We start from the raw sequence: 14357 nt of genomic DNA, 5'->3' as shown, positions 1-14357 counted from the left end.
CGCCGAGAGGATGGCGTCTTGGCACAGCTTCTGGTTCTCAGCTCCGCACAGGGGGGCGGCCCTGTCCTGCCCTCGCTCGAACTGCTGAGTCATCGCGTGCGACAGATCCCGGCCGAAGCCGCGCAATTGGTGAACGCGCCGAGCTCCGACGTCATCTTCATCGACGCGCGCGTCGACCTGGTCGGCGCCAAGTCGCTCAGCAAGATCCTGAACACCACCGGCGCCGACGCTCCGCTGATCCTCATCGTCACCGAGGGCGGACTGACCGCCGTGTCGACCGACTGGGGCGTCGACGACGTGATCCTCGTGACCGCCGGTCCCGCGGAGGTGGATGCGCGCATCCGCCTCGCGATCGGACGCAAGAGCCAGGACCAGGGATCGAGCCGCATCCAGACCTCCGGCATCTCCATCGACGAGTCGTCGTACTCCGCGAAGGTGCACGGCAAGCCGCTCGATCTGACCTACAAGGAGTTCCAGCTCCTGCACTTCTTCGCCACGCATCCTTCCCGGGTCTTCACGCGCGAGCAGCTTCTCAGCGAGGTGTGGGGATACGACTACTTCGGCGGCACCCGCACGGTCGACGTGCACGTTCGTCGCCTGCGTGCCAAGCTCGGCGACCTGGAGCAGCTCATCGGGACGGTCCGGAACGTCGGCTACCGCTTCAACGTCTACGAAGACGACCAGGTCCCGGCGCCGCGCGAACGCGGCGAAGCGTCCTAGCCCGCCGCGGTTCACACCGCGGTCACCTTCGTCCTGCAATGATGAAGGGATGATCGAACCAGAGGTTCTCGATGCCGGTCTCGGCGACGCAGACGACGATGACTTCGACCAGTCCGAGAGCTTCGATGCGCAGCTGCCCGAGCACCGCTATCTCGATCGGGAGGTGAGCTGGCTCGCCTTCAACCAGCGCGTGCTGGAGCTGGCGGAGGACGAGCTGACACCGCTCCTGGAGCGGACGAACTTCCTCGCGATCTTCGCCAGCAACCTCGACGAGTTCTTCATGGTGCGCGTCGCCGGCCTCAAGCGCCGCATCGTCACGGGACTGGCGGTGCCCACCAACGTCGGGCGCTCGCCCCACGAGGTGCTCTCCGACATCTCCGCCGAGGCGCACGCCCTTCAGGTGCGTCATGCCGCGGCGTGGACCAATCTGGTGAAGCCCGCGATGGCCCGCAGCGGCATCGAGGTGCTCTCCTACGATGCGCTCGACGACGACGACCGGGCGAAGCTCTACACCTACTTCCAGACCCAGGTCTTCCCCGTGCTCATGCCGCTCGCGGTCGACCCGGCGCACCCCTTCCCGTACATCTCCGGGCTGTCGCTGAACCTGGCGATCCGCATCCGCAACGCCCGCACCGGCCGTCAGGAGTTCGCGCGACTGAAGGTGCCGCCCATGCTCCCGCGGTTCGTGGAGGTCTCGCGCGACGACGACGCGGTGCGGTATCTGCCGCTCGAGGACCTCATCGCCAACAACCTCAGCGACCTGTTCCCGGGGATGGAGGTGCTCGATCATCACGCGTTCCGCCTCACGCGCAACGAGGATTTCGTGATCGAGGAGGACGAGACCGAGAACCTCATCCAGGCGCTCGAGGCCGAGCTCATGCGCCGGCGCTTCGGACCTCCCATCCGCCTCGAGGTCACCGACGACATGGACGACCTCACACTCGAGCTCCTGGTGAACGAACTCGACATCACCGAGCAGGAGGTCTACCGCCTGCCCGGACCGCTCGACCTGCGCGGCCTGTTCGATCTGGCGCGCATCGATCGCCCCGATCTGCACTACCCGCCGCACCTGCCCACGACGGCGCTCGCCTTCCAGCCGGGCGACAACACCGAGCGCAGCGACATCTTCACCGCGATCCGCAAGGCGGATGTGCTCGTGCACCACCCCTACGAGTCGTTCGCGACCAGTGTGCAGAGCTTCCTCGAGCAGGCGGCGAAGGACCCCCACGTTCTGGCCATCAAGCAGACGCTGTACCGCACGTCGGGCGACAGCCCGATCATCCAGGCGCTCATCGACGCGGCAGAGGCCGGCAAGCAGGTTCTCGCTCTCGTCGAGGTGAAGGCGCGCTTCGACGAGGCCAACAACATCGTGTGGGCGCGCAAGCTCGAGAAGGCGGGCGTGCACGTCGTGTACGGCCTCGTCGGGCTCAAGACGCACTGCAAACTCGCCCTCGTGATCCGCGAGGAGGAGGGGGTGCTGCGCCACTACAGCCACGTCGGCACGGGGAACTACAACCCCAAGACCAGTCGGCTGTACGAGGACTTCGGCCTGTTCACCGTCGACGACGAGGTCGGCCGCGACCTCACCCGCCTCTTCAACGAACTGAGCGGATACGCGATCGAGAAGAAGTTCAAGCGGCTCCTGGTCGCTCCGCTGCACCTGCGCAAGGGGCTCCTCCGGCTCATCGACAAGGAGCGCAAGAACGCGCTGGCCGGCAAGCCGTCCCGGGTGCGGATCAAGGTCAACTCGATGGTCGACGAGCAGATCATCGACGCGCTGTACCGCGCCAGCCAGGCGGGGGTTGCCGTGGAGGTGTGGGTGCGCGGCATCTGCTCCCTCCGCCCCGGTGTGCCGGGCCTGAGCGAGAACATCACGGTGCGGAGCATCCTCGGGCGCTACCTCGAGCATTCCCGCATCTTCGCGTTCGAGAACGACGGCGATCCGCAGATGTACATCGGCAGCGCCGACATGATGCACCGGAACCTCGATCGGCGCATCGAGGCGCTCGTGCGGGTCGTCGCCCCCGCGCACCTCCGCGAGCTGGACGATCTGTTCACCCTCGCCATGAGCGACGCCACCAGCTCGTGGTGGCTGGGCGCGGACGCGGAATGGACGCGCCACGCCCAGAGCGCCGACGGCGCACCGCTGCTGGACCTGCAGGATCGCACCATGCACGACGTGCGGCGACGCCGTCGCGCACGGGCCGTCCGATGAGCTCGGCCATCGTCTACGCCGCCGGCGGGGTGGTGTGGCGGGTCGTCGACGGCAAGCTGCGCATCCTGCTCGTGCACCGCACGAAGTACCGCGACCTGAGCCTGCCCAAGGGCAAGGTCGACCCCGGGGAGACCCTGCCCGAGACGGCCGCGCGCGAGATCCACGAAGAGACCGGCATCCGTGTGAGCCTCGGTGCGCACATCGGCGTCTCCCATTACCGGCTTCCGTCGTCGCGGGAGAAGATCGTGCACTACTGGGCCGCCGAGGCGACCGACGCCGCGATCCGGGCGAGTTCGTTCACGCCGAACAAGGAGATCGCCGGGCTCGAGTGGGTGTCGCTGAAGAAGGCCGTGAAGCGCCTCAGCTACCCCGTCGACGTCGAGATCGTCGAGAGATTCCGCGCCTTCCTCGACGAGGGGGCCTTGCGCACCTTCCCCCTCGTGATCCTCCGACACGCCAAGGCCGTCTCGCGCGACGCGTTCGACGGCGAGGTGGACGCCGAGCGTCCGCTCGCCCCGCGCGGGCGCCGGCAGGCGAACGAGCTCGTCGGCCCGCTTGTCGCGTTCGGCGTGCGCAAGATCGTCTCCAGCCCCGCAGTGCGGTGCGCCAGCACGGTGCGTCCGCTCGCGGCCGCTCTGGGCTGCAAGGTGCACCTCGAGCCGGGGATCAGCCAGGATGCGTGGGAGGAGGGGCGATCGGATGTGCGGCGCATTGTCGGTGATCGGATCCGCGCGCGCCGGCCCGTCGTTCTGTGCAGCCACGGCCCCGTGCTTCCCGACATCGTCAGCGAGCTCGCGCTTGCGGCCGGCAGCATCCCCGGCTCGTATCTGGGGAGCGCGTCGGCGCTGGACACGGGAGAGTTCTCGGTCGTGCATCTCTCGGCAGACGACCCGGCTTCGGGCATCGTCGCCACCGAGAAGCACGACGCCGGCGTGTGACGTGGAGGCGATCCGGGTCGCCTGGGCACCCGTCGCGGACGCCCGCCGACGCGCCGTCGCCGACGAACTGCTTCACCGCCTCGCTCCCGGGCGCGAGGTGTCGCGGGTGTGCCCCCGGTGCGGTGGAGACCACGGCGCGCCGCGGCTGACCCCCGGCGGACTTCTCGCATCGACGACGTATGTCCGGGACGGCATGAATCGTGTGGCGACCGCGGTCGCGGCTGTCATCGACGGACGCGGACTCGTCGGCTTCGGCATCGACGCGGAGCGCGGCGACGCCTCGGACGCCTCCGACGTGGTCGGTGTCGCCACCCTCCGGGAGTGGGTGCGACTCGAGGCTGCCGCCAAGGCCGACGGCCGGCTCCTGCGCCTCGACCCGACATCCGTCGTCGTGCACACCGCGGGTTCGACCTGGACGGCGTCCCTCCCGTCGGCCCCCGACGTGCGCGGGCGCGATCTGCCGGGACCGCCCGGGTCCGTCCTCAGTGCGGCGTGGCGCTCGGCATGACAGGCCGAGACCTCACGCGTCCGCGGGAAGCGGCGGAAGCTCGCGGGCGTAGAGCCACTCGTCGAAGAACGCCGCCATCGGGCGGCCCGCGAACGATTCCGCCAGCGCGATGAAGTCGTCCGTCGAGACCAGAGCATGGCGGTGGCGGCCGGTCCACGCGGTCAGCAGCTGCGCGAACGCCTCGGCGCCGATGGTGCGGCGCACGGCAAGGAGGGTGAGCGCGCCGCGCTTGTAGACCCGATCGTCGAACATGTCTCGGGCCCCCGGGTCTCCGATCACGATGTCGGCACGGAGGTCGCGAACGCGGCTGTGGGCTGTGGCCGCGAGATCCTCGATCGTGGGCCCGCCCGAGGCCTCGGACCACACCCACTCGGCGTAACAGGCGAAGCCCTCATTGAGCCAGATGTCTCGCCACGCGCCGATCCCGACGCTGTTGCCGAACCACTGGTGGGCGAGCTCATGGGCGATCAGCCGCTCGTACTCCGGTTCGAGATGGTTCGCGCCGAAGACGGCGAGTCCCTGCGCCTCCAGCGGGATCTCGAGATCATCGGGAGTCACCACCAGGGTGCACGCCTCCTGCGGATAGGTCCCGAAGGTCCTCGCACGACGCGTCGAAGGCGACTGAGAGTCCCGCGAGCACACGATCCCCCGGCGCCAGGGGCGCATCCTGCAGGAAGAGGTTCGCCTCGGCGTCGACGAACGCCGCCGCGCTGCGGTGCGTGACCGCCACGCCCTTCGGAACGCCCGTCGAGCCCGAGGTGAAGATGATCCACGCGTCGTCCTCGACGGTGGGCGGAGGCACCGCGGCGATCGCGCTCGTGCTCGGGTGGGGCGCGGCGTCGGCGTAGAGCACCGCCGGCCCGGTCGCCGCCCCACCGCCCGAGGCTGGATCAGTCGGCACATACACGCCGCCGGTGCCGATGATCCCGGTCACCGCCGCCTCGCCGAACACGAGCGCGGCGCGCTCGTCGGTGTCGTCGGCGTCGACCGGCACATAGGCCGCTCCCGCGGCCAGCACGCCGAGGATCGACACGTAGAGATCCCGGGAGCCGGACGGCACCCGGATGCCGATGCGGTCGCCGCGGCGAACACCGGCCTCGTGCAGGCGCGCCGCGGTGCGCGAGACGAGTGCGGCGAGCTCCCCGTAGCTCAGGGCGCCGGCGCCGTCATCGAACGCCGAGGCCTCCGGGTGCCGGGCGACGGTGTCGCGGAAGACCTCGACGAGCGTGCGCGGTCGGGTGGCGAGGGATGCGCGATCGAGCGCACTCTGGTCGAGGTCTGCGGGCACGTCAGACGGTCGCATCCACGGCCACGCGCGCCGCCTTCGTGATCTCGGACATGACCATCACGCTAACCACTCCGCGAAGCCGCCTTCGCACGGCTCGGGCGATCCGGTTTCCTGCACAACATCCGTTCACCAGTCGTTCACCTCCCGCGCGCACTCTCTTAAGGCTGCGTGCTTAGCGTGCACGGCGAGCCCCGCACCGGGCCCGCAACCCCAACCCCTACACGTGAGGATTCACAGTGAAGCTCAACCGTCTTGCGAAGATCGGCGCCCTCGGCGCTGTCGCCGCACTCGCCCTGACCGCCTGCGCCGCGAACGAGGGCACCGACACCGCCTCGGACACCACCGACGAGACGAGCACGCTCTCGGGCACCCTCGACGCCACCGGCGCCTCGTCGCAGACCGCCGCCCAGGAGGCGTGGGTCGCGAACTTCCAGACCGCCAACCCCGACGTCACGGTCAACTACGAGCCCACCGGATCGGGCACCGGCCGCGAGAACTTCATCGCCGGCGCCAGCAACTTCATCGGCTCGGACCGCGCGTTCAACGACGAGGAGATCGCCGCCGGCGGCTTCGCCGCGTGCGCCGCTGACGGAGAGGCCGGCATCGTCGAGCTGCCGATGTACATCTCCCCGGTCGCCGTCGCCTTCAACCTCGAGGGCATCGACAGCCTGAACATGTCGGCTGAGACCATCGCGAGCGTCTTCGCCGGCGACATCACCAACTGGAACGACGAGGCCATCGCCGCCGACAACCCCGACGTCGAGCTCCCCGACCTCGCCATCTCGCCCGTGCACCGCTCGGACGACTCGGGCACCACCGAGACCTTCACCTCCTACCTCGAGGCCGCCTCGGGCGGCGCGTGGGAGTACGAGGCCGACGGCGTGTGGCCGATCGACTCCGGTGAGGCCGCTCAGGGCACCTCGGGCGTCGTGGACGCGACCCGCAACGGCAACGGCGCGATCACCTACGCCGACGCCTCGCAGGTCGGCGACCTCGGCACCGTCTCGGTCGGCGTCGGTGGCGAGTTCGTCCCCTACTCGGCCGAAGCCGCCGCGATGATCGTCGACTCGGCTCCGCAGGTCGAGGGCCGCGGCGAGGGCGACCTCGCCCTCGAGGTGGACTACAGCACCGAAGAGTCCGGCGTCTACCCGATCGCCCTCGTCAGCTACCTCATCGGCTGCGTCGAGTACGAGGACGCGAACACCGCTGAACTGGTCGCGGCGTACTTCTCCTACATCGCCAGCCCCGAGGGCCAGGACGCCGCCGCCGAGAACGCCGGCTCGGCCCCGATCTCGGACGACCTGCGCTCGCAGATCGAGTCCGCGATCGCCCTGATCGGCTGATCATCCCCCTGATCCCGCCCTGCCCGGCCTCGCCGTCGGGCAGGGCGGGATATCCCGTCCGACCCGCAGCAGACATACTGGGGCAATGGGTTCCCGGCGAAGGACAGAAATGGCGACGACCACCGACAACCGCCCACCCGTGAAGACCGAGACCAAGCGCGGCGCACGCCGCCGCCCCGGCGACCTCGCCTTCTCGGGCACCGCTCTGGCCGCAGGAATCACCATCCTGGTGCTGCTGGCCGCGGTGTCCGTCTTCCTGATCGCCGAATCCGTTCCGGCGTTCACCTCCGACCCCGCCGAGAACCCGATCCTCAACGGCAGCTCGTTCCTCGAGTACGTGTGGCCGCTCGTCTTCGGCACCATCTGGTCGGCGATCCTCGCTCTGGTCGTCGCCGCACCCTTCGCCATCGGCATCGCCCTCTTCATCTCGCACTATGCGCCCCGCAGAATCTCCGCGGTGCTCGGCTACATCATCGATCTGCTCGCCGCCGTGCCCTCCGTCGTCTTCGGCCTCTGGGGCGGCCTCGTCTTCGCCGGCATGGCTCAGCCGTTCTACGTCTGGCTGAACGAATACCTCGGCTGGATCCCGCTGTTCGGCGGCCAGGTCTCCGCCACCGGCCGCACCATCCTGACCGCCGCCCTGGTGCTCGCGATCATGGTGCTGCCGATCATGACCGCCATCTGCCGCGAGGTGTTCCTGCAGACCCCGGTACTTCACGAAGAAGCCGCTCTCGCGCTCGGCGCCACCCGCTGGGAGATGATCAAGATGGCCGTCCTCCCCTTCGCCCGCGGCGGAATGGTCTCCGCGGCGATGCTCGCCCTCGGGCGCGCGCTCGGCGAGACGATGGCCGTGACCATGGTGCTGTCCGTGTCGGGCGTGGTCACCTTCGAGCTCCTCACCGCGACGAACCCGACCACCATTCCCGCAAACATCGCCCTGTCGTTCCCGGAGGCCTACGGTGACGGCATCAGCGTGCTCATCGCCACCGGTCTCGTCCTCTTCGTCCTCACCTTCGGCGTCAACGCACTGGCGCGCTGGATCGTCGCGCGCCGCGCCGAGTTCTCGGGAGCCAACTGATGACCACCATCGAGAAGACCGCCGCACCGGCGAAGGCGAACTCCCTCACCACCGGCCGCCTTCCGAAGGCGACGCCGTGGATCGTCCTCGCAGCGTCGTGGGCCCTCATGGCGGTCGTGTTCGGATTCGCCAACATCGGCAACCCCGTCGGCGACTTCAACATCGCCGCCACCGTGTTCCTCGGAACCCTGCTGTTCGTCGCGGCGATCTACGCCATCTCGTCCATCGTGGAAGGTCAGCGCAAGGCGACCGACCGCTTCATCACCGCCATCGTGTCGGCCGCCTTCCTGGTGGCCCTCCTCCCGCTGATCTCCCTGCTGTTCACGGTGCTCGTCAACGGTCTCGCCCGTTTCGACATCGAGTTCTTCACGTACAGCATGCGCAACGTCATCGGCGATGGCGGCGGCGCGATCCACGCCATCTGGGGCACCCTGCTGATCACGCTGGCGGCGACGATCATCTCGGTCCCGATCGGCCTGATGACCTCCATCTACCTGGTGGAGTACGGCTCGCGCAGCAAGCTCGGCAAGGCCATCACCTTCTTCGTCGACGTGATGACCGGCATCCCGTCCATCGTCGCGGGTCTGTTCGCCTACTCGCTGTTCGTGGTCTTCTTCGGTCCCGGCATCTCGAACGGCTTCATGGGTGCGGTCGCACTGAGCGTGCTGATGATCCCCGTGGTCGTGCGCTCGTCGGAGGAGATGCTCCGCCTGGTGCCGAACGAGCTGCGCGAGGCCTCGTACGCCCTCGGCGTGCCGAAGTGGCTGACGATCGTGAAGGTGGTCCTGCCCACCTCGATCGCCGGCATCACCACCGGCGTGATGCTCGCCATCGCCCGCGTCATCGGAGAGACGGCCCCCCTGCTGCTGACGGCCGGCTACACCGCGAGCCTCAACCTCAACCTGTTCGACGGCAACATGATGACGCTGCCGGTGTTCGTCTACAACCAGTACGCCAACCAGGGCACCAGCCCCGACTCGGCCATCTCCCGCGCCTGGGCCGGGGCCCTGACGCTGATCCTGATCGTCATGGTGCTGAACCTCGCCGCTCGCGCGGTCGCGAAGTTCTTCGCCCCGAAGACCGGTCGCTGACCCACACCCGAGAGAAAGAACCGTCTTGTCCAAGAGCATCGAAGTCAACGACCTCAACGTCTACTACGGCGACTTCCTCGCCGTCGAGGGTGTGTCTCTCGACATCGAGCCGCGTTCGGTGACCGCCTTCATCGGTCCGTCCGGGTGCGGCAAGTCGACCTTCCTGCGCACCCTCAACCGCATGCACGAAGTCATCCCCGGCGCCCGCGTCGAAGGCGAGGTCCTCCTCGACGGCGACGACCTCTACGGCAACGGCGTCGACCCGGTGGCGGTGCGTCGCCAGGTCGGCATGGTCTTCCAGCGCCCGAACCCGTTCCCGACCATGTCGATCCGCGAGAACGTTCTGGCCGGCGTCAAGCTGAACAACAAGCGCATCTCCAAGAAGGATGCCGACGACCTCGTCGAGCGGTCGCTGCGCGGGGCCAACCTCTGGAACGAGGTCAAGGACCGGCTCGATCGTCCCGGTTCGGGCCTCTCGGGCGGTCAGCAGCAGCGTCTGTGCATCGCCCGCGCCATCGCCGTCTCCCCCGACGTGCTGCTGATGGACGAGCCCTGTTCGGCGCTGGACCCCATCTCGACGTTCGCGATCGAGGAGCTGATCGGCGAGCTGAAGAACGAGTACACGGTCGTGATCGTCACGCACAACATGCAGCAGGCATCGCGTGTGAGCGACAAGACCGCCTTCTTCAACATCGCAGGCACCGGCAAGCCCGGCAAGCTCATCGAGTACAACGACACCAAGACGCTGTTCACCACCCCGCAGGAGCAGGCCACCGAGGACTACGTCTCCGGTCGCTTCGGGTGATCGACCGCCTCCGTCAGACAGCGCCCGCACGGATCACCGCGCGGGCGCCGTCCGTATGAGCGCGCCGCTCAGTCGCGAGGCGTGAGCAGGTACTCGTTGAGCGATGCCGTGAAGGCGGCGTCGAGGGGCAGCTGCGCGCCGTCGATCGCGACCACCGGAGCCGCGAGCCGAACGCTCGAGACGAGCCACGCCGCATCCGCTTCGTGCAGCCGGGACACCGGCACGGTCTCGTACGCGGCATCGAAGCCGAGGTCGCGCAGGTGTGCGAACAGGCTCACCTGGGTTGTGCCGTGCAGGATGCCCGCGCCGGGTTCGGGCGTGACGAACCGGTCCCCGAATCGCAGGATGACCGAGCTGGTGGGCCCCTCGAGCACGATGCCGTCGGTCGTGACGAACAGCGCGTCATCGGCGCCGCGTCGCCGCGCCTCGCGGATCGCCGCCATGTTCACGGCGTAGGACAGGGTCTTGGCCCCGAGCAGCAGCCACGGCGCTCGTGCGGGAGCGGCGCTGTCGAAGCCGCGGTCGAGCGTGACCACGCGGACACCCCCGGTGCGGGCGGCGGTGTTGTCGGGGGCGGATGCGGCGGTGACCCACGCGGTCGGGGTGGGTCCGTGCTCGATGCCGCGACTCAGGATGAGCTTGATCACGCACTCCCCCGGCGGACATGCCGCGGCCGCGACGGCGATCGCCTCACGCCACTGCACGAGGTTCGGTGCCGGCAGGTCGCACAGCCGCGCCGAGTGCGCCAGCCGGTCCAGGTGGGGTCCGACCTCCTGCGCGTGCCCGTCGACGACGCCGATCGACTCGAAGATGCCGTCACCGCGCTGCGTGCTCAGCTCGCCGATGCTGAGCGCGGGCGCCGCAGGGTCGACCTGCTGGAACGTCGCCGCGAAGTCGGCGGCGGCCGCATCCGCGTCGGCGGGGTCGATGATGAGCGCGAATCTCCAAGCCATGGCACGAGCCTACGGCGCCCGGAATACCCCCGGCGCACGGTCCGTTACACTGGAACAGCCGGGCCGCAGTAACCCCGGGCTCCATCTTCTGCCGCTTCGAGCGGCCTTGCGCCGAGAGGCGTTCTGCGGCCCGGCACTTTGCTGCCCGGCCCGGCCCGGACGCTGCCCGCCCGGACGCGCATCCGCATCCTCATCCACTCCGCTCGGCACGACGCCCGATGTCGGAGATTCATCGCTTTGTCGGAGACATTTGCCGTTTTTCTCCGACATCGGCGCGATTCTCCGACATCGGCGAGGCGATCGGGTGCGATCAGGATGGATCTGGTGCGATCAGGTGAGGGTCTCGCGCCGCCACAGGCCGGCGCAGGTCGCGAGATCGGTGCCGTAGTCGGACAGGCGGAGCGCTCGGCGCGTGAGCGCACTCGCACGGTCGGACTCCGTCGGCTCGTAGTCGTCGGCGAGGTGGGTGGATCCGGCAGCCTGGATGCGGCAGAACGCCGCCGCACGCTCCAACGCCACGGCGAAGTCCCCGCTGAACGCGCCGCGCAGGATGACGTCGATGAGCGCGACCAGCTCCTCCGGCCCGGCAGGCGTGGGAGCACCCGCGACGACGTCGTCGGCGGAGGCGAGCTCCGCGCGCCCGCGCTCGTACAGCAGCGCCGCGGTGCCGGGATCGTCGTGGATCATCAGCTGCAGCAGGTACAGCCGCCACAGCGCGCCCGGCAGGCTCGACGCCGGCGAACGCGACCACAGCTCGGCGATGTCGTCGATCCCGTGGTCGTCGGTGAAGGTCACCAGGCGGTCGACGACCGCCGCATCCGGCTCGTCCCGCACGCGCGAGAGCAGCGCCTGGGCGGTCGAGTGTGCGGCGCGCGAGACCTCAGCCGGGTCCTGCGCCGAGTAGAGCCGATCGAACAGCTCCGCGGGGCGCCGCACGGGCTTGTGGAATTCCCGGGACTCGTCACTCATGCGTCCAGGCTACGCGCCCGACGACGACGTCACGCCGTGGGGATGACCACGATCGGATCGGTCGACGGCTGTCCGGTCGGCGATCCGCCGGCGGGTTCGATCGTCACCGCGAGGGCATCTCCCGGCTCGAACTGGCCCTCCAGGAGCGCGGGCTCGTCGCTGTCAGCGGGACTGTACAGGCCGGCCGATACCGGACCCTCCCCGCGCACGAACCACAGCTCGTACGTCTGGTCGTCGCCGAGGTCGGGCAGATCGTCGGAGACGAGCACGGCCTGTCCCAGCGACTCCGACCAGTAGGCCGTGACCGCACCCTCGCCGCTGACGAGCTCGGCAGTCGTCGCCTCCGAATCCGGGGCGTCCTCGATCTGCTGGAGCGCGACGACGGATGCCGGCCGCGTGAGGTACTCGTTGATCGTGACCGCGCCGAAGCCGAGCGCCACCAGCAGCACGAGCGACGCGGCGAGCGCGAACATGCCGCGCATCCACTTCTGCCGTGCGACGGTCTGGATGGCTTCGGTGCGCGGCGCCGTCGACGGCTGGACCGGCGGTGATGCCGGCGCCTTGGGGACCTGCGGTGTCTCGGCGATGCGGGCGAAGAGTGCCTCGCGAATCGCCGTGGGCGGCTCGACGACGGGGACGGCAGAGCCCAGCAGGGCCGCGGCATCGGCGTCGGCGGCGGCGATGTGCTGCCATTCCGGGTTTGCGGCGAGCGCGGCTTCGTACGCGCGCTCGTCGTCGGCCGACAGGGCGTGCAACGCGTGCCCCGCCGACAGCTCCGCGAACTCGTTCCGATTCACGCTTTCACCCCCATCTCGACCCGTAGCCGCGACAGACCGTCGCGCATCCTGGTCTTGACCGTTCCCAGCGGCGATCCTGTCATCGCCGCGATCTCGCTTTGACTGTAACCCCCGTAGTACGCCAGGACGATGGCCTCGCGCTGAGGGTCGGGAAGGGCCGACAGAGCCGTCGAGACGCGTCGTCCTTCGAGCTTCAGTTCGACCTGCTCCGCGACCCCGTCGTATGCCACTCCGAGGTCACGGATGCCGGCGCGGACGTCGCGATCGCTGCTCGCCTGCGACGACCGCACGCGGTCGACGGCTCGGCGATGGGCGATCGTGAGCACCCACGACCTTCCTTGCCCTTTCTTCGGAGCGAACTTCGCGGCGGATTGCCACACCTCCAGAAACACTTCCTGAAGGACCTCTTCGCTCTGCGATCGGTCGACGAGCACACGCAGGATGAGACCGAAAACGCGCGAGGAGAGCATGCCGTACAGCGCGGTGAACGCGCTCTGGTCGCCTCCGGCGATGCGTTCGAGGAGTTCGGCGACGTGATCGGTGCGGTCGCTGCCGTCCTCGGGGACGTCGACGCCGTCAATGACCATACGCTCCAGCATGCCTCACGCGCGCGAGGAATCCGGTATCGGTGCGGTCCGCTTGACGTGTGTCGACGGCTGTGAGCGGCTGCGGAGAAACCGGATCCGAGAAATCTCCAATCCACCCGCCCGGGTGCTCCGAACAGCCTGTGTACGCCGCTTCTGCGGACGACGATCCGGCCCTCGCGGCCACCTACACCGGAGGTAAAGTCATGCTCACCAAGAAGTCGCACATCACTGCTGGTCTCTCGCTCGCCGTCGCCGCGACGTTCGCGCTGTCGGCCTGTTCCGGCTCCACGTCGTCGGAGACGATGGACGAGGACATGCCCACCGAAGAGACGACCGCCCCCATGGAGGACGACGCCATGGAGGAAGACACCATGGACCCCGCCGCCATGCTCGTCGGCCCGGGCTGCGCCGACTACGCCGAGGCCGTTCCGGACGGCGCGGGCTCGGTCGAGGGCATGGCCATGGACCCCGTCGCGGTCGCCGCGTCGAACAACCCGCTCCTGACCACGCTCACCGCGGCCGTCAGCGGCGAGCTGAACCCCGACGTCAACCTCGTCGACACCCTGAACGGCGACGAGTTCACCGTCTTCGCGCCCGTCGACGACGCTTTCGCTCAGATCGACGACGCCACGATCGAGACGCTCTCCACCGACTCGGAGCTGCTCACCTCGATCCTCACGTACCACGTCGTTCCCGGGCAGCTGAGCCCCGACGAGGTCGTCGGAACCCAGACCACGGTCCAGGGTGGCGACGTCGAGGTCACCGGCTCGGGTGACGAGCTGATGGTCAACGACGCGATGGTCATCTGCGGTGGCGTTCAGACCGCCAACGCGACCGTGTACCTCATCGACTCGGTTCTGATGCCGTAAGGCTCGAACCGCCGGCGGCCGGACTCGGGGGAGGGCCGGCCGCGACCAAGACGACGCGGTCGTCGACGCTATGCGAGGTGCGTCGGCGGCCGCGTCGCCCATTAGGCTGGAGGTTCACGGGCCTCTAGCTCAGTCGGTAGAGCATCGGACTTTTAATCCGCGGGTCGTGGGTTCGAGCCCCACGGGGCCCACCAAC

At 68.9% G+C, this 14357-nt stretch carries 14 protein-coding genes, 1 tRNA gene and 1 pseudogene; 10 read left to right on the top strand and 6 right to left on the bottom strand.

Annotated elements, in window-relative coordinates; translation table 11 throughout:
* Positions 1-18: 18 nt before the first annotated feature.
* Genes B3S45_RS08975 through B3S45_RS08960 form a run of 4 tightly spaced genes read left to right on the top strand, consistent with a single transcriptional unit; the run spans position 19 to position 4381 of the window.
* Complete coding sequence (locus tag B3S45_RS08975; RefSeq protein ID WP_071044446.1) at positions 19-720, top strand: winged helix-turn-helix domain-containing protein; 702 nt, start codon at positions 19-21, stop codon at positions 718-720.
* Between the two features lie 49 nt (positions 721-769).
* Positions 770-2935 carry an RNA degradosome polyphosphate kinase gene (locus B3S45_RS08970; protein WP_071044445.1) on the top strand — a complete coding sequence of 722 codons (2166 nt, stop codon included), beginning with the start codon at positions 770-772 and terminating at the stop codon, positions 2933-2935.
* Positions 2932-3873: an NUDIX hydrolase gene (locus B3S45_RS08965; protein ID WP_071044444.1), complete on the top strand. Its 942-nt coding sequence runs from the start codon at positions 2932-2934 to the stop codon at positions 3871-3873. The genes B3S45_RS08970 and B3S45_RS08965 overlap by 4 nt, the downstream gene beginning before the upstream one ends.
* Position 3874: 1 nt before the next feature.
* Positions 3875-4381 carry a chemotaxis protein CheY gene (locus B3S45_RS08960; RefSeq protein WP_286719869.1) on the top strand — a complete coding sequence of 169 codons (507 nt, stop codon included), beginning with the start codon at positions 3875-3877 and terminating at the stop codon, positions 4379-4381.
* Positions 4382-4393: 12 nt separating this feature from the next.
* Here the strand turns inward: B3S45_RS08960 and B3S45_RS08955 are convergent, their stop codons facing one another.
* Both B3S45_RS08955 and B3S45_RS08950 read right to left on the bottom strand, forming a co-directional pair.
* Positions 4394-4942, bottom strand: a complete 549-nt coding sequence (locus tag B3S45_RS08955) for a M1 family aminopeptidase (RefSeq protein WP_286719866.1) — start codon at positions 4940-4942, stop codon at positions 4394-4396.
* Positions 4943-4973: 31 nt separating this feature from the next.
* Positions 4974-5684 (bottom strand): annotated as a pseudogene (locus tag B3S45_RS08950) (AMP-binding protein); the annotation flags it as partial.
* Positions 5685-5905: 221 nt separating this feature from the next.
* On the opposite strand from B3S45_RS08950, the gene B3S45_RS08945 reads away from it, so the two are divergent.
* The 4 genes from B3S45_RS08945 to pstB all read left to right on the top strand — a co-directional run bounded on the left by B3S45_RS08945 (position 5906) and on the right by pstB (position 9986).
* The gene (locus tag B3S45_RS08945; RefSeq protein ID WP_071044440.1) at positions 5906-7012 is read left to right on the top strand and encodes a phosphate ABC transporter substrate-binding protein PstS; all 1107 of its coding nucleotides are present in this window, start codon (positions 5906-5908) and stop codon (positions 7010-7012) included.
* Positions 7013-7121: 109 nt separating this feature from the next.
* The gene (gene pstC, locus B3S45_RS08940; protein ID WP_071044439.1) at positions 7122-8090 is read left to right on the top strand and encodes a phosphate ABC transporter permease subunit PstC; all 969 of its coding nucleotides are present in this window, start codon (positions 7122-7124) and stop codon (positions 8088-8090) included.
* Entirely contained in the window at positions 8090-9181 is a 1092-nt protein-coding gene (gene pstA / locus B3S45_RS08935) for a phosphate ABC transporter permease PstA (RefSeq protein ID WP_071044438.1), read from the top strand. The genes pstC and pstA overlap by 1 nt, the downstream gene beginning before the upstream one ends.
* A gap of 25 nt (positions 9182-9206) precedes the next feature.
* A complete protein-coding gene (gene pstB / locus B3S45_RS08930) occupies positions 9207-9986 on the top strand; it encodes a phosphate ABC transporter ATP-binding protein PstB (RefSeq protein ID WP_071044437.1) in 780 nt (259 codons plus the stop codon).
* Positions 9987-10054: 68 nt separating this feature from the next.
* Here the strand turns inward: pstB and B3S45_RS08925 are convergent, their stop codons facing one another.
* From B3S45_RS08925 to sigK, 4 genes are all read right to left on the bottom strand, one after another.
* Positions 10055-10939, bottom strand: a complete 885-nt coding sequence (locus tag B3S45_RS08925) for an aminodeoxychorismate lyase (RefSeq protein ID WP_286719862.1) — start codon at positions 10937-10939, stop codon at positions 10055-10057.
* A 330-nt stretch (positions 10940-11269) separates the two neighbouring features.
* Complete coding sequence (locus B3S45_RS08920) at positions 11270-11908, bottom strand: DNA-directed RNA polymerase subunit beta (RefSeq protein WP_071044435.1); 639 nt, start codon at positions 11906-11908, stop codon at positions 11270-11272.
* 29 nt (positions 11909-11937) lie between these two features.
* Complete coding sequence (locus tag B3S45_RS08915; protein ID WP_286719859.1) at positions 11938-12705, bottom strand: anti-sigma factor; 768 nt, start codon at positions 12703-12705, stop codon at positions 11938-11940.
* The gene (sigK, locus tag B3S45_RS08910) at positions 12702-13304 is read right to left on the bottom strand and encodes an ECF RNA polymerase sigma factor SigK (protein WP_176759402.1); all 603 of its coding nucleotides are present in this window, start codon (positions 13302-13304) and stop codon (positions 12702-12704) included. Before sigK ends, B3S45_RS08915 begins: the two co-directional genes overlap by 4 nt.
* Positions 13305-13495: 191 nt before the next feature.
* Here sigK and B3S45_RS08905 point away from each other — a divergent pair, with 191 nt between their 5' ends.
* Both B3S45_RS08905 and B3S45_RS08900 read left to right on the top strand, forming a co-directional pair.
* Entirely contained in the window at positions 13496-14161 is a 666-nt protein-coding gene (locus tag B3S45_RS08905; protein ID WP_286719978.1) for a fasciclin domain-containing protein, read from the top strand.
* 118 nt (positions 14162-14279) lie between these two features.
* Positions 14280-14355: transfer RNA gene (locus B3S45_RS08900), tRNA-Lys, on the top strand.
* Positions 14356-14357 lie beyond the last annotated feature (2 nt).

It is taken from the genome of Microbacterium sp. UBA1612, assembly GCF_002321605.1.
GTDB classification, from domain to species: Bacteria; Actinomycetota; Actinomycetes; order Actinomycetales; family Microbacteriaceae; genus Microbacterium; species Microbacterium luteum.
This window is presented reverse-complemented; position numbering and strand designations above follow the sequence as displayed.

Excerpts from the sequence above, each read along its gene's own strand:
- B3S45_RS08925 (WP_286719862.1), bottom strand. The coding sequence starts at position 10,939 with ATGGCTTGGAGATTCGCGCTCATCATCGACCCCGCCGACGCGGATGCG.
- B3S45_RS08905 (WP_286719978.1), top strand. The coding sequence starts at position 13,496 with ATGCTCACCAAGAAGTCGCACATCACTGCTGGTCTCTCGCTCGCCGTC.
- B3S45_RS08965 (WP_071044444.1), top strand. The coding sequence starts at position 2,932 with ATGAGCTCGGCCATCGTCTACGCCGCCGGCGGGGTGGTGTGGCGGGTC.
- pstC (WP_071044439.1), top strand. The coding sequence starts at position 7,122 with ATGGCGACGACCACCGACAACCGCCCACCCGTGAAGACCGAGACCAAG.
- B3S45_RS08920 (WP_071044435.1), bottom strand. The coding sequence starts at position 11,908 with ATGAGTGACGAGTCCCGGGAATTCCACAAGCCCGTGCGGCGCCCCGCG.
- sigK (WP_176759402.1), bottom strand. The coding sequence starts at position 13,304 with ATGCTGGAGCGTATGGTCATTGACGGCGTCGACGTCCCCGAGGACGGC.
- B3S45_RS08970 (WP_071044445.1), top strand. The coding sequence starts at position 770 with ATGATCGAACCAGAGGTTCTCGATGCCGGTCTCGGCGACGCAGACGAC.
- pstA (WP_071044438.1), top strand. The coding sequence starts at position 8,090 with ATGACCACCATCGAGAAGACCGCCGCACCGGCGAAGGCGAACTCCCTC.